The organism is Vibrio superstes, from assembly GCF_003569005.1.
Taxonomy (GTDB): Bacteria; Pseudomonadota; Gammaproteobacteria; order Enterobacterales; family Vibrionaceae; genus Vibrio; species Vibrio superstes.
The window spans coordinates 186,116-205,502 of the sequence record NZ_BCUR01000004.1; the positions used below are offsets into that span (position 1 = coordinate 186,116).

Below are 19,387 nucleotides of genomic sequence, written 5' to 3' on the forward strand. Positions count from 1 at the left end.
CCTAAAGCTGTTTTATCAAATCACAAAAGGCCTGTTTCTCGCTCATAAACGGAGCATGGGAGGAGGCCTTAAATATGTGCGAGCTTGCCTCCAATTGCTTATCTAACACTGTTGCAACCTTTACCGGTACTAGCCCGTCAAGACGTCCATAGAGGCGATGGATAGGCATAGATAGGGCATTGAGATGCTCGCGGTAATCAATGGTAGCTAACAATTCAAGACCAAGATGAAGCGCGTTTGGGTTCGGCATAGGGCGCGATAGAACTGCACTCTTCAATTGTTTTACATCTTGCCTTGCCGATGGGCTACCCATTGCCTGCAGTGCCATGAAGCGCTCAATGGTGCCTTGAAAGTCTTCGGTGAGCTGAGAGGTAAAGTCATTAAGTACACTAGGCGCGATGCCTCTCCATGTACGACCCTCAGCAGAGAAGCGTGGCGAACTCGCTAGCGTTACCAGTTTGGTGACTCTCTGGGCTTGGTGTAGAGCAACATGCGTTGCGATAAGGCCACCTAGAGACCAACCAAGCCATATGGCTTTCTCTGGCGCATCTTGCAGAACCTTATCGGCGATGTCAGCGATAGACTGGCCATGTACTTGATGACTATGTCCATAGCCAGGTAAGTCAACCACATGAACACGAAAGCTTTGGCTCAGCTCTTCAACCACCTGATGCCAAACAGCTCCATTCATTCCCCAGCCATGGATAAGAATGAGGCTCTCGCCCTCTCCATAAACATCCCAATGTAGCTTGGTCTCTGTGCTCATATTTCACCTGTATTTCATACCCTTTTAAGCCCTTTAGTGCTCGATCATGGACTAAAAATAAGGGGTAGTAACTAAAGACAATGAGAGCAGATTATTGGAAATCGACGATTAACTCAATGCTTGCATCGTTTCTTAGGTTGGATGCGACATGCTGCGTATACAGTGCTTGGCTCTAATTGCTACGGTTGCGGGAAGTCGTTGCAAGGTGAAACAAACCCTACTTGGTGCCCTGAGTGCCAAGATCTTTTAAAGCCAGTTTTTCGCTGTGGGACGTGTGGCACTTTGATGGAAAGGTCTGTGGAACGCTGTGGTGGGTGTATAAGCGACCCTCCTCCATGGGACCAACTTTACTGCGTAGGGGAGTACACCGAGCCATTATCTCAATATGTCCAGGGACTTAAGTATCGCCGTCAGGTCTGGCACGCCAGAGAGTTGGCATCACTGCTTGCCGAACGCTTAGAATCGCCCGCGCTTATATTGTTACCCATTCCACTGCATTGGAGGAGGCAAAGTGTACGAGGATTTAATCAAAGTGATTATTTGGCCGAGTACCTTTCACAAAGCTTGAAAGAGAAGGTTGGTGTTGAGTCGCAGGTTTTGTCAAAAGCAATAAAGCGCATCAAGGTCACGAAGACACAGATGGGGCTTAATCGTAGGCAGCGCTTAGTGAACCTTAAACATGCTTTTTCTTTGTCACCTCATTGCCTAACTAGAATACAAAATCAGCCTCACATTGCGCTGGTGGATGATGTGGTGACTACGGGAAGTACGGTGGCAGAGGTGTGTTTGTTGTTGAGAGAGCAGGGCGTGCAGCGAATCGATGTTTATTGTATTTGCAGGGCATCAAAGCCCATTTCATGACTATTACATGTTCATCTGTGTATTTTGACTGTCGTGTCACATTTGTGATTATCAAATAAATAGCGTTAATGGTTCATTGCTATTACATGTTTGAAAAAAAAATCTAACGGAGTAGAATACCGATAATAACCTACAGAATTACTCAGGTATTTATCGTGTCTAATACAATTACTATTACAGAAAATGCGCAATCGCACTTCGCTAACCTGCTGGCACAGCAAGCAGACGGAACCAACATTCGAGTATTCGTGGTCAACCCAGGTACGCAGAGTGCTGAGTGTGGCGTATCTTACTGCCCACCAGAAGCGGTAGAAGCAACAGATACTGAATTCCCATACGACGCTTTTTCTGCGTATGTGGACGAGTTAAGCCTGCCATTTTTGGAAGACGCTGAGATTGACTACGTCACTGATAAGATGGGTTCTCAGCTAACGCTGAAGGCGCCAAACGCTAAAATGCGTAAAGTGTCAGATGATGCGCCGCTATTAGAGCGCGTTGAGTACGTTATTCAAACTCAGGTCAACCCACAGCTAGCGAGCCACGGTGGTCATCTAAGCCTAGTGAAAATCACTGACGACGGCATCGCTCTAGTTCAATTTGGCGGCGGTTGTAATGGTTGTTCAATGGTTGATGTAACGCTAAAAGATGGTATCGAGAAACAACTGCTTCAAGAGTTTTCTGATGAACTGATTGCGGTTAAAGACGCAACAGAGCACGAGCAGGGCGCTCACTCTTACTATCAGTAAATCAAATGCTTGAAGTAAAAAGCCGAATTTCATAGTGAAATTCGGCTTTTTTGTATCTGAGAATAGTTACTTACTGTGATTGGTATTATTTATGATAAGCATCAAAGGTGAGTTTAACCCTCAAGCCACCTTCTTTTCGGTTTGACATCTCTATGCTGCCGTTATGTTCAGTAACGATGCGTTTAACGATAGACAGGCCAAGACCTGTGCCCTCACTACCTCGAGAAGTATCACCGCGAGTGAAGGGTTCAAATACCTTCTGCATCTGCTCATCATCAATGCCGGGTCCATTGTCTTCAACGGATATCCATACTTTCTTGTTGTGGTCTGAGACGCCAGTCTTAATACCAATCCATTTATCACCGTAGCGCTTTGAGTTCACTAGCAAGTTGCTTAATGTGCGTCTGATCGGGATATAACTGGCGTAGATATCGGGCAGATTTTCTTTTAAATCAATATCAAAGGTGTAGTTCAAGATATCTTGGTCAAGACCACTTTCTAGGGGGCCACCTGCCTCGTAGATCTTAAGTGCGCGTCTTAGTTCTTCCACCATTTCATTGAGGCTGATGTTACTAAAATCGGCGCGATCAACGGGCTTTAGATAGTCAATAAACTGAGCAATGATGTCATTACATTCATCGATGTCTTGGATAATCCCCTCAGAGAGGTAGTTGTCTGTTTCTGACATCATTTCAGTCGCCAATCGAATGCGAGTCAGTGGTGTTCGAATATCATGACTCACGCCTGCAAGCATTAAACGGCGATCGGTTTCGAGCTCTTCAATACCTCTAGCCATCTTGTTGAAGGCAGTAGTCACAGCGCGTATCTCAGTGGTTCCTTTCTCGGGAAGCGGTTCTGGAATCACCCCATTACCAACACTGATGGCTGCCGATTCTAGGTTTTTAAGTGGCCGGTTTTGCCAGCGTATAAAGCCCCATCCACCCAGTATTAAGAAAATGGTGATCAGTAAGCTATTGATAAACAACGGCTTAAATTCATTGTGAGTAAGCTCTGTGAGAGGAACCCTTAGCAGCCAGTTCGGCATGGCGTCGAGCTTGATCCACAGCAGGTAGCTTTCACTGTCGCGGGCAAGTCGAGCTTCTGCGGGAGAGCCTATTTCTTCGGTGATTTCATCGCTCATGAAATCAAGATAAAAGGCTTTTTGGTATTCTTCTTCAATGGTTCCTGCAAGTGGATGCACGCTAACGCCTAGCCTAAGCAGCAGGGCTTGCCTAAGTGGAGTAGTGCGTTCACTTTCAGGGATACCAAGCTCTGATTCTTGACGAATTCGAGCATACTCTTCCATCACGAGGTTGATCTCGTAGGAGAGGATTCGGTTGAACTGCTTGAGACTGGGAAGTAATGCGTAGTTAAAAATCGCGTAGTAAGAGAAGGCCTGACTAGCAATCAAAAGCGCTATAAAGCCAATGATTGTTTGGGTTATCGAACTACGCGATCGCATTAATAAAACCTAGTGCTTAAACTTTACGACCGTCTGGAACAAAGACATAGCCTAAGCCCCATACAGTTTGGATGTAGCGTGGGTGGCTTGGGTCTTCTTCAAGAATGCGGCGCAGACGAGAGATCTGTACGTCGATTGAGCGCTCCATTGCTGAGTATTCACGACCACGAGCTAGATTCATTAGCTTGTCGCGTGACATTGGTTCACGAGCATTTGTTACTAGGATCTTAAGAACCGCAAATTCACCAGAGGTAAGAGGAATTAACTCTTCACCACGATACATTTCGCGAGTCCCTAGGTTTAGCGCAAATTCGCCAAATTCTACGATAGCTTCTTCTGAGCTAGGCGCCCCAGGTGCTTCAACAGATTGACGACGCAATACCGCTTTTGCACGAGCTAGCAGCTCTCTTGGATTGAATGGTTTTGGTAGGTAATCATCCGCACCGACTTCTAAGCCAACAATTCTATCGATCTCATCACCTTTAGCGGTAAGCATCAGAATAGGTAGCATGTTATTGGCACTACGCAAACGACGGCAGATAGATAGCCCATCTTCTCCCGGCAGCATAAGATCCAATATCATTAAGTTAAAGTTTTCACGGGTTAGCAGGCGATCCATCTGATCAGCATTGGCAACAGAACGGACATGAAAGCCTTGCTCAGAAAGATAACGCTCTAACAGAGAGCGGAGGCGTGCATCGTCATCGACGACCAAAATCTTGAAATTTTCTTGCATTATAATAGACCTACTTAATCCAATTTTTTATTCTAAAAGTGGGAGTTGGCGAGTGCGATCAAGTAGTCCGTCACTATTTGCAAATTCGCTCCTTATCACACCTGACTGATAATACCCGTGGAAATGTAACAAAATTGGACTAATTATAGACGGCAAAAGTGTTAGATAATGTTAATAACACCCAATAATCATCATTTTAACTGATGTAACCGGTGGGTTTTAATCAGTTTTGCATTGATCTGGTGATTGGTAACTGATTTTGTTAACAAACCACTCTTTATTACCCTCTGGTGTTCTCACCACGACTTCGTCGTCAACTTCCTTTTTAAGCAATGCGCGTGCCATCGGAGAATCAATGGAGATATAGTGTTTCACTTCTTCACCATAAATCTCATCGGGCCCAACAATGCGAAAGTGCTTGGTGTCGCCTTCTTCGTTTTCTATTTCCACCCAAGCACCAAAGAACACTTTACCGTCTTGAGCTGCAGCGTAGTCGACAACCTTAAGGTCGGGTAGTCGCTTGCGTAGATAGCGAATTCGTCGATCGATTTGTCGTAATAAGCGTTTGTTGTATTGGTAGTCCGCATTTTCAGAGCGGTCACCTAGGCTGGCAGCCCAAGTGACTATTTTGGTGACCTCTGGACGACGTTCGTTCCACAGGTAATCGTGCTCTTGCTGTAGCTTTTCAAAGCCCTCGCGGGTAATTAAATTTGTCTTCATCTATGGCTATTGTTCATGCGTGATTACTTACCCAATAGATAAGTATTGTCGCTACCGACGACAACACCATTCTTCAAAAAGTTCTTTCCAAGAATCATGCTGTATTCAAAGCGGCTTCTGTCCTGCAGGTTAACACGAACGGTTTTGCTAACCTCGCCAAGTGTTACGTCCATCATGACCACTGGGCGCTCATTAGGTTTTTCTCCTGCTTTTGCTCGGATGCGCATGATATCGACCACTTCCTTGGTAAAGCTCTGCTCCAAGCCTTCGGCATTTTCATAATCAAAGCTCACCATCTCCTTGCCATCTTTTTCGAAGCGTTTGATGTTTAGGGCATTCATTGAGCTGATATCAGCACCGGTATCCAGTTTTACTGAGAACTTAAGCCCTTCAACCTGGGCTTTCTCAATGTAACCAGTATGGAACAATGGACGAGGGTCTAGAAGGTCTTCGGTACGCGTATTAACAAGCACGCCATCCTTTTTAAAGGCACGACCGATGGCAAAGTGGGGTTCATCGCCCTTGCCAATCGCTTCAAGAGCAAACTCAAGTGTCATCTCTTTACCGCCAATAACCACTTGCTCTTTTAGGATTGGTCGAACGCTCTCACCCACACGGATTTTACGCTCTACCTTTTTAATGACTTTTTTATCATTGCCGTCGCTGCTTGGAATGTAGAAGCTAACTTGTTCGCCATTTTTGCCTTTGCTTAGCTCAAAACCATCAACGAATAGCACTGGGGTGTTGATGGCAAAAGAAGGCTCGGCATTCACAGGTGTGCCGTCTAGGTAAATGATTTCGTGGGTCGCAACAACCAGTGGATCCCGCTTACTGAGCAGAGTTTCCAGCGTCATGTTTTCTGCGCGCAGTACATTCTTATCTTTAGTATCGATAATGAAGTATTTATTGAGCGTATTTTTACCTAAACGCAATTGAGAGCTGTACTTAGAGCGATCCTTCAGGTACGCCAAGATAGGCTTCTCAAAGTCGCCCGCCTTCACTGGAATAAATACAAGAGGTCGTTCTTCGCCACTGACTCTTAGCATGCGCTCTAGCGGTAGAGTCAGAGTTGTTTTTTCGCCAGATTTATTTGCAGTATCAAAAGTCACTGTACGTTTTTCTTCATCAATTTTGATGTCCATTGCGTGCATTTGACTGTAGCTGTTAGCTAGGGAGAAGCTGGTTTTTAGTGAGACACCATCAACAAAAAACTCTTCGCTGCGTCCAACGATACGAGCGTCATTTTGTGATTGAAGGTAGTCGTAACCGGCAAACACCCACGCATTTTGTTTAAGGAAGGTTTTACCAATTAGGATAGGTGCCGAGAAGTTGCTGCGGTCGGTCAGGTTAACGTCGGTATTGACGGTAATGCCCGCTATCTTAAGAGGGATATTGATAACAGGGCGATACAGTGGGATCTCACTGGTGCGACTACGAATAACACTGGTGCGAGCCAGAGGGCGTTCTAATGAGATGACTTCACCGGTCGTGGGGTGGCGAATATCGAATTTAACCACTCCTTGAATATTTCGCTCAGGGGTATCAAAGCTCTCAAGCCACCAATTGCTCTTAGGGCCACCAAACTCATCGACAATCGTCTGCATTAGTTCGGTATCTTGCATCCCTTTGTATTTCTCATTGTTGCTGTAGACGTGGATGTTTTCAGCATGCATTGAGGTGGTGTCAGCGCCGGTATCTATTTTACCAATGAAAGGCTGTTCAGTCAGACCATCAATATCTTGGTAGTAGACGTTTTCCACGCGCCCCAGTATGACCTTATCTTGCCATTCAAGGGCGGGATCTGCAGTGGTGTAGGCCTGCTTGTCGTTCTTCATCATTACGGCAGTATCATTCCCGTCAGCCAACAGAGGTAGGCTGACCATAGAGGCGATGAGCAGAGAGAGAGACTTGGTTATCTTTTTCATTATCAACATCCATATCTACCCAACTATTAGCAGCTAGGTTTTTTGTCGGGTTACTGGTTTTAATTCTAACTAATAATCAGTGGCTTGCAGGCAAATGTTAGGTTAAATCTTCAAATTAACTCATTGATCGTTGTTTATTCGAGCCATTGCCCCTTTAGCTATCTGGTTTTTCTGACATTTGCCCCCATAGTTAGTTTCAACCCCAAGGAAAAACAAGTGAATTAAGATGAGTCAGACGATTTTTCAAATTATCGCCGCTGAGCTAAATGTTGCTACGCAACAGGTTACTGCTACGGCGAACCTGATTGATGAAGGGAATACAGTACCGTTTATCGCTCGCTATAGAAAGGAAGTCACGGGAGGGCTTGATGATACCCAGCTGCGTGCCCTAGATAGTCGTTTGACTTATCTACGAGAATTGGCCGAGCGTAGGCAATCGATTCTTAAGTCCATCTCAGACCAGGGTAAGTTAACCCCTGAGTTGGAAAAAGAGATCAATCAGGCCGATAACAAGACTCGCCTTGAAGACCTCTACCTTCCATATAAGCCCAAGCGTCGCACTAAGGGACAGATAGCCATAGAGGCAGGTTTAGAGCCTTTGGCGGATGCGATTTGGGGTAATGCTTCACTTATACCAGAGGTGGAAGCTGAGAAATACTTGAATCCAGAGCAGGGTATCTCCGACACCAAAGCCGCATTGGATGGCGCTCGAGCCATTATGATGGAACGAATTGCTGAAGATGCCGATCTGCTAGAAAAGCTACGAAACTACCTCAATAAGCATGCACAGCTCCAATCTCGAGTGATTTCAGGCAAAGAATCTGAGGGAGAGAAGTTCAAGGATTATTTTGAACATGATGAAGCGATAAGCCGAGTACCTTCACATCGCGCTCTAGCCATGTTGCGAGGACGCAATGAAGGCTTTTTGCAGTTGTCTCTCAATGCTGACCCTGCACAAGACCCATCCATTCGTAGCTCATACTGTGAAAGCATTATCGCGGATCATTACCGAATATCATTAAGCGATGCCCCTGCCGATACGTGGCGCAAGCAAGTTATTAGCTTTGCTTGGAGAGTGAAGGTCTCCATGCACCTTGAAACAGAGCTAATGTCTGCCATGAAAGAGCGTGCGGAGATAGGCGCTATTGAAGTGTTTGCTACCAACTTGAAAGACTTGCTAATGGCAGCACCTGCAGGGCCTCGCGCAACATTAGGATTAGATCCTGGACTAAGGACGGGCTGTAAAATCGCAGTGGTCGACGGCACCGGTAAGGTATTGGCAACGGATGTTATCTATCCACATCCACCACAGAAGCAATACGACAAGTCGATGCAAACCATTGAGCGATTGATAAAACAGCACAATGTAGATTTGGTGGCGATTGGTAACGGCACGGCTTCACGTGAATCTGACACCTTTATTGGCGATATCATCAAGAAGGGCATCAAGGTACAAAAGATTGTGGTCAGTGAAGCGGGGGCATCTGTTTATTCAGCCTCTGAATTAGCGGCCAAAGAGTTTCCGAATATGGATGTGTCTTTGCGCGGAGCGGTATCTATTGCCCGTCGCTTACAAGATCCACTTGCAGAGCTTGTGAAAATTGATCCGAAATCTATTGGTGTGGGTCAATATCAGCATGATGTGAGTCAGTCGTCACTGGCAAAGCGTTTGGATGCTGTGGTTGAAGACTGTGTAAACGGCGTAGGTGTGGATGTAAACACGGCTTCAGCTGCACTGCTTAACCGCGTTGCGGGCTTATCGACTACTCTTGCTCAAAACATCGTGGCGCATCGTGATGATAACGGACGCTTTGAAAGCCGAGCTAGCCTTAAAAAAGTCGCCAGGATGGGACCTAAAGCGTTCGAGCAGAGTGCGGGCTTTCTGCGAATCATGAGTGGTCGCAACCCTCTGGATTCTTCATCTGTTCACCCTGAGGCATACCCAGTCGTCAAAGCGATAGCGGAGAAAACCAGCAAGCCTATCTCAAACCTTATCGGTGATAGCGCCTTCCTAGGTCAGCTAAACGCTATCGACTTTACCAATGAGCAATTTGGTCTGCCTACGGTCACTGACATTATCAAAGAGCTGGATAAGCCAGGTCGAGACCCAAGACCAGAGTTTAAAACAGCGACCTTCGCCGAGGGTATCGATAAGGTGTCAGACCTTGAGGTGGGCATGGTGCTTGAGGGCGTGGTCTCTAACGTAGCTAATTTTGGTGCGTTTGTTGATATTGGTGTGCATCAAGATGGCCTTGTTCATATCTCTGCGCTCACAGATAAATATGTGTCTGATCCGCGAGAGGTAGTGAAAACGGGAGATATTGTTAAGGTTAAGGTGATGGAGGTGGATATCCAGCGCAAGCGTATCGCTTTATCAATGCGTCTTAATGATCAGCCGGGTCAAGATAATCGTCCAAGCAGGCCGCAAAGCAGCCGAGACAACAAGCGACCAGCGAGAAATGAGCGTCTCGATAATCGTTCATCCACAGATAATGGCTTGGGCGGCGCTATGGCAGCGGCCTTCGCGAATGCAGGTAAAAAGCGACGCTAATTCCCATTGCTAGCAAAAAGAGCCCTATATAGGGCTCTTTTTATTTATGCCTTAGCATACTCATCACTGTTGACTATCCAGCGCTGAATGATGGCTTTTGCATTCTCTGGATATTGCTCATGAATAAAGCGAGCCATTTTTTGTACTTGGGGCACCAGGTGTTGATCTCTTACTAAGTCGGCAATCTTGAAGTCGGCGATGCCCGTTTGCTTAGTACCGAGTAGCTCACCAGGGCCTCTTATTTCGAGGTCACGTTGTGCAATAACGAAACCATCATTACTTTCTCTGAGCACCCCTAAGCGCTTTTGCGCTGTTTTAGATAGCGGTGCATGGTAGAGAAGCACACAATGGCTCGCCACTGTGCCACGCCCCACACGTCCACGTAGCTGGTGGAGCTGGGCAAGCCCAAGGCGCTCTGGGTTCTCTATGATCATCAAGCTGGCATTGGGCACATCTACGCCCACCTCAATAACCGTGGTTGCGACCAAGAGCTGAAGCTCATTGGCCTTAAACTGTGCCATTATGGCTTGTTTCTCAGCCGGCTTCATGCGGCCGTGAACGAGTCCAACCTTTAATTCTGGTAGCTTGGCCGTAAGCTCTTCTGCGATCTCTGCGGCTGCTTGTGCCTCAAGCACCTCTGATTCATCAATCAAGGTACAAACCCAATAGGCTTGCTTTCCTTCATGGGCGCAGGCTGCACGAATGCGTTCAATAATATCGGCGCGCTTGGTATCGGGAATAGCGACGGTTTGTATTGGCGTACGCCCTGGTGGTAGCTCATCAATCACAGAGGTTTCAAGATCGGCATAGGCCGTCATAGCAAGGGTTCTTGGGATAGGCGTTGCCGTCATGATCAATTGGTGAGGGTAGTGACCAGAAGCGGCCCCTTTTTCTCTTAGCTCTAGTCGTTGATGAACACCAAAGCGGTGTTGCTCATCGATGATAACCAGCGACAGATTGTGAAACTTCACCTGCTCTTGAAATAGCGCGTGTGTACCAACGACCATTTGCGCCTCGCCGCTAGTAATGGCCTCTAACTGGGCTTGTTTTGCCTTACCCGTTACCTTGCCTGCTAGCCAACCGACTTTTATTCCTAGCTGTTCAAACCAAGTAGAAAAGTTAATGGCGTGCTGCTCTGCAAGCAACTCTGTGGGTGCCATCATGGCAACCTGATAGCCCTGCTCAATGGCAGTTACAGCGGCAAGAGCCGCAACTAGGGTTTTACCAGAGCCTACGTCACCCTGAACAAGGCGCATCATAGGGTGAGGCTTGATAAGATCGCTCTCGATCTCTTTAACAACTCTCGACTGCGCGTTAGTCGGAGAAAAGGGCAGTAATTCAAGCAGCCCTGTTTTGAGACGTGATGAAGCGGGCAAAGGGATTGCATTATCTAATTGTCCTTTGCTTCTTAATGCCAGCATGGAAAGGTTCTGTGCCAATAACTCTTCGATGATCAGTCGCAATTGCGATGGGTGACGGCCTAAATCAAACTGTTCTAGGTCGATCTCTGGTTCAGGACGGTGAACAATATGCAGCGCTTGATTGAGAGACAACTGCGCATCATAAAGGCCATTCGGTAGCAGTTCATTAACCGCTGACTTATCTAGCAGCTCTAACGCTTGATCAGTAAGAGTGCGCAGGGTCAATTGACGCAGGCCATCAGTGGTCGGGTAGACTGGAGTGAGGCTGGATTCAGTAGCGACTGTTTTGCCTTCGTTGAAGAACTTAAAGTCGGGGTGAACAATCTCTAGACCTTGATTGCCTCTTTTTATCTCACCATAGGCATGCACTAACTTACCTTCACTGAAGTTATTCTTCATTCCTGCAGTAAAGTTAAAAAATCGCAGAGTGATGGTGCCATTGCCGTCGCTAATCTTAACGGTCAGCATTTTTCGTCTAGCAAATACAGTATCGACTGACATTACCTTGCCTTGCACCCCAGCCCACAGCCCTGCGTGCAAACTGGCCATTGGATAGACGCGAGTTCGGTCTTCATAGCGGTGAGGAAGGTGAAATAAAAGGTCTTGAACGGTAATTAGGCCTATCTTAGCCAATTTTTCGGCAACTTTAGCACCAACGCCATTTAGGGATGTCAGTGGGATTGCAGATAGGAGTTGCGACATTCTGACTCCGATAAGTGAATGATTTATATCAATATGGTGGCAGGCTTTACGTTATCTTAGGTTATCAATTTAACCTAGCCAAACACAAATAATCGCCAAGCTTAATTAAATATAGGGCGGATGGAGAATTAGTAGTTGTAGGGTGTAGGATTTCTGGTAACATACGCGCACTATTTTTGAACAATAATCAGCTCTGCTAAAAAAAGATCAGCGATTTATGCAAAAAGGATCTGTTCGGGTCTTGAGCAATTGCGATCAACTTAGTATAATGCGCGACCTTTGATAGCCTTGTATGGGTTTTCCATAACGGTTTTTGACCTCATAAGAGAGGTTCGGCCACCAAGGTTGATATCGAGCTGAAACGATTTGGAGAAGACATTCATGTCCCGAGTATGCCAAGTAACTGGTAAGCGTCCTGTAACGGGTAACAACCGTTCTCACGCACGCAACGCTACTAAGCGCCGTTTTCTGCCGAACCTACAAACTCATCGTTTCTGGGTAGAGAGCGAAAAACGTTTTGTTAAACTACGTCTAACTGCTAAAGGCATGCGTATCATCGACAAGAAAGGCATTGATGCTGTACTTGTAGATATTCGTGCACGTGGCGAAAACGTTTAAGAGGAATTGAGCAATGGCTAAAGGCATTCGCGAAAAAATCAAACTTGTTTCTTCTGCTGGTACAGGTCACTTCTATACTACAGATAAAAACAAGCGTAACATGCCGGGCAAATTTGAGATCAAGAAATTTGATCCAGTTGTTCGTCAGCACGTTATGTACAAAGAAGCTAAAATCAAGTAATTGATACTTCTTTAAGCAGAACATGAAAACCCAGCACTTGTTGCTGGGTTTTTTTGTGCCTGAAAAACGCTACAATCAAATTCTCTATGATTAATTTGAGCCACTCATGCCTGAGTTACCCGAAGTAGAAGTCTCCCGAATGGGCATCAGCCCGCACATTGTTGGCCAAACCATCGATCGTATCGTAGTCCGACAGCCCAAGTTGCGCTGGCCAGTGGCTCCTGAATTACAGGACTTGTCTGGTGTTGTTATCGAAGCGGTATCACGCAGAGCTAAATATCTACAGTTAGAGACTGTTAGTGGCAACATTATCATCCACCTAGGTATGTCAGGTTCACTCAGAGTACAACACTCGGACCTCGCGCCATCCAAGCACGATCATGTGGATCTCATTCTGCGAAATGGAAAAATGCTTAGGTATAACGATCCTCGGCGTTTTGGCTCATGGTTATGGGTCAGTAAAGATGATTCATTAACATTACTCGATAATCTTGGGCCTGAACCCTTATCCTCAGAGTTCAATGCCGAGTATATTTTACCCTTGGCACAAAAACGCCGTATTCCCGTCAAACAATTTGTTATGGATAATAAAATTGTTGTAGGGGTCGGTAATATTTACGCGAATGAGTCACTATTCAATGCTAGAATTCACCCATTAAGGCCTGCTAATTCATTGAGTTATGAAGAGTGGATCTTGTTGGTCGATGAAATAAAGCAGGTGTTGGCGAGTGCCATAAAGCAAGGCGGCACGACATTGAATGACTTTGCTCAACCTGATGGCAAGCCTGGCTACTTTGCACAGCAATTGCAGGTATACGGAAGAGCGGGTGAGGCCTGTCCCATATGCCAATCGCTGATTGGCCAAAAAATGGTTGGTCAAAGAAATACGTTTTGGTGTGATAAGTGCCAGTTAAGAGAAGAATAGTATGAAGTATTTAGTGACCGGAGCTGCGGGCTTCATTGGTAGCGCTGTCATCGAAAGACTGACAGATGCAGGGCATGATGTTGTGGGTATCGACAACATGAATGACTATTATCAGGTTTCTTTGAAAGAAGATCGTTTAACGCGCATCAAGCATGAGAAATTTGTGTTTAAAGTGTTAGATCTAGCCGATAGAGAAGGCATTGCGAATTTATTTGCTGAAGAGAAATTTGATAAAGTTATTCATCTAGCAGCACAAGCCGGTGTACGTTACTCCATCGATAACCCATTAGCGTATGCAGACAGCAACTTAGTTGGGCATCTCACTATTTTGGAAGGTTGCCGCCATCATAAGATTAAGCATTTGGTCTATGCATCATCGAGCTCCGTGTACGGCTTGAATAAGAAAATGCCATTTGATACGGCTGATTCTGTGGATCACCCTATATCTCTATATGCCGCAACAAAGAAATCGAATGAATTAATGGCACATACCTATTCTCATTTGTACGATGTTCCGACAACCGGTTTACGTTTCTTTACTGTTTACGGTCCTTGGGGTCGTCCAGATATGGCTTTATTTAAGTTTACTAAAGCGATAGTGAGTGGGGAGTCTATCGACGTTTATAACAACGGTGATATGCAGCGTGACTTTACTTATATCGACGATATTGTTGAAGGCATCATCCGCATTCAAGATGTGATTCCAAAAACCAATCCTGAGTGGAACGTAGAGCAAGGTTCTCCAGCTACGAGTTCAGCTCCTTATCGTGTATACAACATAGGTCATGGTAGCCCTGTAAAGCTTATGGAATACATTGAATCACTTGAAGACGCACTTGGTATAGAAGCGAACAAGAACTTCATGCCAATGCAACCCGGTGATGTGTATGCAACCTATGCTGATACTGAAGACCTATTTAAAGCGACCGGCTACACACCTAAGGTAAAAGTGAAAGAAGGCGTGAAGGCCTTTGCTGATTGGTATCGAGCTTACTACAAGCTGTAATAAGTAAACTTGATTGAGAAAGGTTTAGCGTATTGCTAAACCTTTTTTTGTATTTGTTGGAATACAGCAGCAGGAACAAACCCTTCGACATCGCCACCATGAATCGCGACTTCGCGAACTATGGTTGACGAAAGAAACGCAAACTCTTCGGAAGGTGTGAGGAAAATACTTTCTAATTCTGGCACTAGCTTTCGATACATACTGGTCAAGCCAAATTCATACTCAAAGTCCATCGTTGTGCGAAGGCCTCTTACTAGTAGGTTCGCTTTTTTTTGTTTTGCAAATTCCACTAATAAGCCAGAGAACCCTTCGACTTCGACGTTACCTAAATGAGCCACTGATTCCCGTAACATAGACACGCGCTCATCTAAACTGAACATGGTATTTTTGCTTGGGCTTGCGGCCACGCACACGGTGACTTTTTCGAATAAGTTGGCTGCACGAGTAATGATGTCCAGATGCCCATTGGTGAGTGGGTCGAAAGTGCCAGGGTATAAAACGTGGTTTTTCATAGATTGTTTATCTCAATTTAAAATCTTCAACAACATTATCAAACATAGTAATAACCTGCTCTGCCTTTATTCTAGACATGGCATTTTCATCTTTTACTCTAGTTCGCCAGTCTAACTTTTCTATTGGAACATTCGTTTCGGCTTTGATGGCTTCTTCGTAAGCAGATACCACATAGCTGAGGTAGTTATACGGGCCTGTTCGCTTTGGATTATGATGGGCGTAAAGCCCAATTACTGGTGTGTTCATGGCATTTGCCATGTGAGTTGGTCCTGTATCAGGGGCAATAACTAGATCAGCTCTATCTAGAAGAGCTAGCATTTGCAATAAACTGCTTTTCCCAACTAAGTTCAATACATTAACGGACACAGCGGAGAGCAACTCTTCGGCGAGATCAATTTCAACCTGAGCCGAGCTGCCTGCGAGAATCACGTTCCATCCACTATTTACGGCATGTTTGACTAATTGAGCGTAACCGCTGACAGTCCAATTCTTGTAGGCCTTGGAGGCTGCGGGAACCACGACTAGATTTCGCTTGTTGGGATAAAGTTGCTCCTGTGCCCAAGCTAGATCATCACTAGAATACCTTAATTTCCAGAATGCCGATGTATCTTGAACACCAATTTCATGAGCAAAAGCTCTCAGCCCATCTAAGACATGCATTGTCTTTGGAGAAGGGACCTTATGATTTGTAAATAGTGTCTGGAAGTCTTGGCTTCTTACCTTATCAAATCCGAGCTTATAATCAGCTTTGATGCCAAGGGTTGCGATACTGGCTCGAATTGCATACTGCATGTGCAGCAATGCATCGAATCTGCGATCACCCAGCTGTGCCCAAAGTTTTGTATATGCTCGGTGCCCTTCGTTTTTATTAAATACGACCACTTCAATATCAGGCACAGCCTTTAACAATTGAGCCTCGATCTTTCCGGTAATCCAAGTGATTTTAGTGTCGGGCCACTGTGATTGAATGCTTTGCACTACGGCGATGGTATTGCAGACATCTCCAATAGCGGATAAACGAAGAATGCACAGTGATTTAGGTGCTGATTTGAACAATGACATGCAGTTAACCAGTAAATTAGATAGATAAATTATGCAGGTGCTAGAGTTAATTGTAAAATTGGGAAGCTATTGATTTATATCGGAGTTGAAGATTGCAAATCTTAGAGAGTTCAAACGAAGTGATTTGGTATTATCCTGAGTTACTCAATGTACCACCAGAAATGTGTTTTGAAGTTCCTTATTGGTTTGTTCAGGACAAAGTGGTCGGGAGCGCAAAAGGACGTGGTACGACGTGGTTTGTTCAATTGGAGCGCCTACAAGGGGCACTGCGTCACTATCGACGCGGGGGGCTATTTGGCAAGTTAGTTAAAGATCAATATTTATTCTCAAGCTGGGAGCAAACTAGAAGCTTTCAAGAGTTCACTCTGCTCAATACTTTGATAGAGAGGGGCGTGAACGTGCCCAGACCTATTGCTGCTCGTGCTGATAAATTTGGACCGATATACACTGCAGACTTGTTGAGTGAGCGTATTCCAAATGCTAAAGATCTTGTGGCTAAACTGCAGCAAGGCGCTCTCTGCGCTGAGATATATGAAGCTATGGGTTTACAAATAAGAAAGATGCATGAGGCTCAGGTGAACCATACTGACCTCAATATTCATAATATCCTACTTGATAGCAGTGATAAAGTTTGGATCATAGATTTTGACAAATGCTCAGAGCAAGATGGAAATGACTGGAAAAAAGAGAACTTAGACAGATTAAAGCGCTCATTTCATAAAGAAGTGAAACGCGTTTCTATTCATTGGAATGAGAATGATTGGAAAATCTTGTTATCGGGATATTACAGCTGAAAGTGCATCTAGTGTTTTTTGAACAGCACCTTGATTTCGAGATACCACTTTTGAGGCATTTTTTCCCATTTCAAGCCGAAGTGCTTCATCATTAAATAGATTAATCAGTTGCCCTGCGATCTCTTCACTTGACTTACAGATTAGAAGACCTTTTTCATCTATTAACTGTTTAGTGATGTCTGTAAAATTAAAATAGCTAGGCCCGTTAAGTATTGGCTTACCCAGCGCTGCGGGCTCCAGCATATTATGTCCGCCTACCTTGTCACCAACTAAACTGCCCGCCATAAAGCAGATGTCAGATGCGCTAATAAGCGTCAACATCTCTCCCATAGTATCGCCTAGATAAACTTGAGTATTAGCACTGACCGTATGAGTACTGCTTCTTGATATGGTATGCAGGTTACGCTCTAAAGCCAACTTACTCACAGCTTTGAATCTTTCTGGGTGACGTGGAACAATAATAAGCAGTGCATTTGGTATGGCGCTTAAGAGAATTTGGTGAGCCTTTAACAACTGTTCATCCTCGCCAGAATGAGTACTAGCGGCTACCCAAATAGGTCGCTCATTTCCTAACTCTTCGCGTAACAAAATGCCTTGCTCTGAATTAAACTCAGGCACAGACATATCAAACTTAAGAGAGCCAGTAATTGTTACTTTGTTGCTAGCTAAGCCCAAACGTTGAAATCTTTGTGCATCTTCGCGGTGCTGACAGAGCACCTGATCTAGGTTTGATGATATTAAGCTAAAGAAGCCTTGGAGTTTTTGGTAACGAGAACAAGAGCGTTCAGATAACCTAGCATTAAGTACGGAGACTGGAATATTGGCTTTGGCTACCGTATGTAAAGTGTTCGGCCACAGCTCAGTTTCCATGATTAACATGCATTTAGGCTTAGTGTTTTTTAAAAAACCTCTCACACACCATGCGAAATCGATAGGCATGTATCTATGTTCTACAAGATCACCCAACCTTTCAGCTTGTTCAGCCCCAGTAGTTGTGGTCGTTGTGAGTAGAATACTCTGTTCGGGGAATTTGTTTTTTATCGCCTTTATCAGGGGCGTAGCTGCAATGGTTTCACCTACAGAAACCGTATGAATCCAGATGGGGTTGGTGTTTTTAACTTTTGGAGTGAAACCAAAGTATTCCTTCCAACGAGCACCAACACTTGGTTTACCCTGTTTAGATTTCAGTAAAGTGCATAGCAATAACGGTGATAATATAACAAGGACTATACTGTAAAGTGTCTGAATCAAACTATTGATCTTAATGAGTTAAGCTTAAAGTGTAGTTTGAAAGATTATGAAGTAAAATCAAGATAATTATAAAAACTAATCAATTTTGGATTTATCTGTTGCTTGGAAAATGGAGCGGAAGTTTTGCATATATGTCACGTTAATTTAGCTTCGGGTTTTAGTGGGGGTGAGAGACAAACGTTAGAAATGATCAAGCAACAGTTGAGGCTGGGCTTGAGGCTAACACTTGTGGTGAACCCCAAAAGCCCACTCTTTGAAGAAGTAAAAGGACTAGGTTGTCGTGTCTATACAGCCAAAAAATTTTGGAACCTACATTTAAGCTTGAGAAGTAATACTTTTGATATTGTTCATGTTCATGATGGGAAAGCAGTACATTGGGCTTATCTTCAAAACATACTTTATAGAGTACCTTATATCATTACTCGGCGTATTGATAATCCTGTAAAGACGAAATCTTACCGGCAGTATCGTGCTGCATCTGCACTCGTGGGACTTAGCTCTGCTATTTGTGATTGTCTTAAAGTAGCGAGTCCCAATTCAAGGATAGAGAAAATTCCCAGCTCTCCCGTTACTTACCCTGTTAATGATAGAAAGGTTCAGGAGATTAGGCGCAAATTTGATAATAAGTTATTGGTGATTCAAGCTGCAAATATGTACGAACATAAAGGTTTCGATGTTTCTATTCGGGCAGCTAAGATAGTTGGTAGGACTCATCCAAATGTGCAGTTTGTATTTCTTGGTGATGGCCGGATGAGACAAGAACTAGAAAAACAGGCAAGCACATTAACAAATGTATATTTCGCAGGCAAACAATCTAATATGGGAGATTGGTTTGTTGCTGCAGACTTAATGGTACACCCTGCTTATTCTGAAGGTTTAGGTTCGGTAATCCTTGAGGCTTTAGAATGCGATTTACCCGTGATCGCAACACGGGCGGGTGGTATTCCTGACATTATTGAAGATGGTGTTAATGGTATACTAGTTGATGTTGGAGATGCCGATGAACTGGCTGAAAAGATTCTATCATTTCTAGGGTCAGAGGCGAAGAACAGGTTAATGGTTAAAAATATTGCTAGTAGTTTGAAAGAGTTTCGAATTGAACATACTGCGAAGAAATACAATGAAATCTATCAATCCTTGAGTTGAG

General features: G+C 44.7%; 18 protein-coding genes. 9 read left to right on the top strand and 9 right to left on the bottom strand.

The window, feature by feature from the left end; all coding sequences use genetic code 11:
- Position 1: 1 nt before the first annotated feature.
- A complete protein-coding gene (gene bioH / locus D5I41_RS08825) occupies positions 2-766 on the bottom strand; it encodes a pimeloyl-ACP methyl ester esterase BioH (RefSeq protein WP_119009497.1) in 765 nt (254 codons plus the stop codon).
- A gap of 285 nt (positions 767-1,051) precedes the next feature.
- Here bioH and D5I41_RS08830 point away from each other — a divergent pair, with 285 nt between their 5' ends.
- Entirely contained in the window at positions 1,052-1,627 is a 576-nt protein-coding gene (locus D5I41_RS08830) for a ComF family protein (RefSeq protein ID WP_235868896.1), read from the top strand.
- 155 nt (positions 1,628-1,782) lie between these two features.
- Positions 1,783-2,373 (top strand): Fe-S biogenesis protein NfuA, encoded by a 591-nt coding sequence (gene nfuA, locus D5I41_RS08835; RefSeq protein WP_119009498.1) that lies wholly within the window; start codon positions 1,783-1,785, stop codon positions 2,371-2,373.
- Positions 2,374-2,458: 85 nt separating this feature from the next.
- Here the strand turns inward: nfuA and envZ are convergent, their stop codons facing one another.
- The 4 genes from envZ to D5I41_RS08855 all read right to left on the bottom strand — a co-directional run bounded on the left by envZ (position 2,459) and on the right by D5I41_RS08855 (position 7,216).
- Positions 2,459-3,835, bottom strand: coding sequence for a two-component system sensor histidine kinase EnvZ (gene envZ, locus D5I41_RS08840; protein ID WP_119009499.1), 1,377 nt, complete (start codon positions 3,833-3,835; stop codon positions 2,459-2,461).
- Between the two features lie 16 nt (positions 3,836-3,851).
- Positions 3,852-4,571 carry an osmolarity response regulator transcription factor OmpR gene (gene ompR / locus D5I41_RS08845; RefSeq protein ID WP_017029378.1) on the bottom strand — a complete coding sequence of 240 codons (720 nt, stop codon included), beginning with the start codon at positions 4,569-4,571 and terminating at the stop codon, positions 3,852-3,854.
- 219 nt (positions 4,572-4,790) lie between these two features.
- The gene (gene greB, locus D5I41_RS08850; protein ID WP_119009500.1) at positions 4,791-5,291 is read right to left on the bottom strand and encodes a transcription elongation factor GreB; all 501 of its coding nucleotides are present in this window, start codon (positions 5,289-5,291) and stop codon (positions 4,791-4,793) included.
- 23 nt (positions 5,292-5,314) lie between these two features.
- Positions 5,315-7,216 (bottom strand): ATP-dependent zinc protease family protein, encoded by a 1,902-nt coding sequence (locus D5I41_RS08855; protein ID WP_119009501.1) that lies wholly within the window; start codon positions 7,214-7,216, stop codon positions 5,315-5,317.
- A gap of 226 nt (positions 7,217-7,442) precedes the next feature.
- Between D5I41_RS08855 and D5I41_RS08860 the strand changes: the two genes are divergently transcribed.
- On the top strand, positions 7,443-9,767 hold the full coding sequence (locus tag D5I41_RS08860; RefSeq protein WP_119009502.1) for a Tex family protein: 2,325 nt from the start codon (positions 7,443-7,445) through the stop codon (positions 9,765-9,767).
- 44 nt (positions 9,768-9,811) lie between these two features.
- On the opposite strand, the gene recG is transcribed toward D5I41_RS08860, so the two are convergent.
- Positions 9,812-11,890 (bottom strand): ATP-dependent DNA helicase RecG, encoded by a 2,079-nt coding sequence (gene recG / locus D5I41_RS08865; protein ID WP_119009503.1) that lies wholly within the window; start codon positions 11,888-11,890, stop codon positions 9,812-9,814.
- Between the two features lie 381 nt (positions 11,891-12,271).
- Here recG and rpmB point away from each other — a divergent pair, with 381 nt between their 5' ends.
- From rpmB to D5I41_RS08885, 4 genes are all read left to right on the top strand, one after another.
- Positions 12,272-12,508, top strand: coding sequence for a 50S ribosomal protein L28 (gene rpmB / locus D5I41_RS08870; protein ID WP_004728407.1), 237 nt, complete (start codon positions 12,272-12,274; stop codon positions 12,506-12,508).
- Positions 12,509-12,521: 13 nt separating this feature from the next.
- Positions 12,522-12,689 (top strand): 50S ribosomal protein L33, encoded by a 168-nt coding sequence (rpmG, locus tag D5I41_RS08875; protein WP_017029383.1) that lies wholly within the window; start codon positions 12,522-12,524, stop codon positions 12,687-12,689.
- 106 nt (positions 12,690-12,795) lie between these two features.
- The gene (gene mutM / locus D5I41_RS08880; protein WP_119009504.1) at positions 12,796-13,614 is read left to right on the top strand and encodes a bifunctional DNA-formamidopyrimidine glycosylase/DNA-(apurinic or apyrimidinic site) lyase; all 819 of its coding nucleotides are present in this window, start codon (positions 12,796-12,798) and stop codon (positions 13,612-13,614) included.
- A gap of 1 nt (position 13,615) precedes the next feature.
- Positions 13,616-14,620 (top strand): NAD-dependent epimerase, encoded by a 1,005-nt coding sequence (locus D5I41_RS08885; RefSeq protein WP_119009505.1) that lies wholly within the window; start codon positions 13,616-13,618, stop codon positions 14,618-14,620.
- A gap of 35 nt (positions 14,621-14,655) precedes the next feature.
- On the opposite strand, the gene coaD is transcribed toward D5I41_RS08885, so the two are convergent.
- The gene (gene coaD, locus D5I41_RS08890; protein WP_119009506.1) at positions 14,656-15,132 is read right to left on the bottom strand and encodes a pantetheine-phosphate adenylyltransferase; all 477 of its coding nucleotides are present in this window, start codon (positions 15,130-15,132) and stop codon (positions 14,656-14,658) included.
- A gap of 7 nt (positions 15,133-15,139) precedes the next feature.
- Entirely contained in the window at positions 15,140-16,195 is a 1,056-nt protein-coding gene (locus tag D5I41_RS08895) for a glycosyltransferase family 9 protein (protein ID WP_119009507.1), read from the bottom strand.
- Between the two features lie 92 nt (positions 16,196-16,287).
- Here D5I41_RS08895 and D5I41_RS08900 point away from each other — a divergent pair, with 92 nt between their 5' ends.
- A complete protein-coding gene (locus D5I41_RS08900; protein ID WP_119009508.1) occupies positions 16,288-16,989 on the top strand; it encodes a 3-deoxy-D-manno-octulosonic acid kinase in 702 nt (233 codons plus the stop codon).
- Here D5I41_RS08900 and waaA read toward each other — a convergent pair.
- Complete coding sequence (gene waaA, locus D5I41_RS08905; RefSeq protein WP_119009509.1) at positions 16,969-18,240, bottom strand: lipid IV(A) 3-deoxy-D-manno-octulosonic acid transferase; 1,272 nt, start codon at positions 18,238-18,240, stop codon at positions 16,969-16,971. The genes D5I41_RS08900 and waaA overlap by 21 nt on opposite strands.
- 102 nt (positions 18,241-18,342) lie before the next feature.
- Here waaA and D5I41_RS08910 point away from each other — a divergent pair, with 102 nt between their 5' ends.
- Complete coding sequence (locus D5I41_RS08910; protein WP_235868897.1) at positions 18,343-19,386, top strand: glycosyltransferase family 4 protein; 1,044 nt, start codon at positions 18,343-18,345, stop codon at positions 19,384-19,386.
- Position 19,387 lies beyond the last annotated feature (1 nt).

Bases quoted from the DNA above. Each gene is read 5' to 3' on its own strand.
- bioH (WP_119009497.1), bottom strand. From the start codon at position 766: ATGAGCACAGAGACCAAGCTACATTGGGATGTTTATGGAGAGGGCGAG.
- D5I41_RS08830 (WP_235868896.1), top strand. From the start codon at position 1,052: ATGGAAAGGTCTGTGGAACGCTGTGGTGGGTGTATAAGCGACCCTCCT.
- envZ (WP_119009499.1), bottom strand. From the start codon at position 3,835: ATGCGATCGCGTAGTTCGATAACCCAAACAATCATTGGCTTTATAGCG.
- ompR (WP_017029378.1), bottom strand. From the start codon at position 4,571: ATGCAAGAAAATTTCAAGATTTTGGTCGTCGATGACGATGCACGCCTC.
- greB (WP_119009500.1), bottom strand. From the start codon at position 5,291: ATGAAGACAAATTTAATTACCCGCGAGGGCTTTGAAAAGCTACAGCAA.
- D5I41_RS08855 (WP_119009501.1), bottom strand. From the start codon at position 7,216: ATGAAAAAGATAACCAAGTCTCTCTCTCTGCTCATCGCCTCTATGGTC.
- D5I41_RS08860 (WP_119009502.1), top strand. From the start codon at position 7,443: ATGAGTCAGACGATTTTTCAAATTATCGCCGCTGAGCTAAATGTTGCT.
- recG (WP_119009503.1), bottom strand. From the start codon at position 11,890: ATGTCGCAACTCCTATCTGCAATCCCACTGACATCCCTAAATGGCGTT.
- rpmB (WP_004728407.1), top strand. From the start codon at position 12,272: ATGTCCCGAGTATGCCAAGTAACTGGTAAGCGTCCTGTAACGGGTAAC.
- rpmG (WP_017029383.1), top strand. From the start codon at position 12,522: ATGGCTAAAGGCATTCGCGAAAAAATCAAACTTGTTTCTTCTGCTGGT.
- mutM (WP_119009504.1), top strand. From the start codon at position 12,796: ATGCCTGAGTTACCCGAAGTAGAAGTCTCCCGAATGGGCATCAGCCCG.
- D5I41_RS08885 (WP_119009505.1), top strand. From the start codon at position 13,616: ATGAAGTATTTAGTGACCGGAGCTGCGGGCTTCATTGGTAGCGCTGTC.
- coaD (WP_119009506.1), bottom strand. From the start codon at position 15,132: ATGAAAAACCACGTTTTATACCCTGGCACTTTCGACCCACTCACCAAT.
- D5I41_RS08895 (WP_119009507.1), bottom strand. From the start codon at position 16,195: ATGTCATTGTTCAAATCAGCACCTAAATCACTGTGCATTCTTCGTTTA.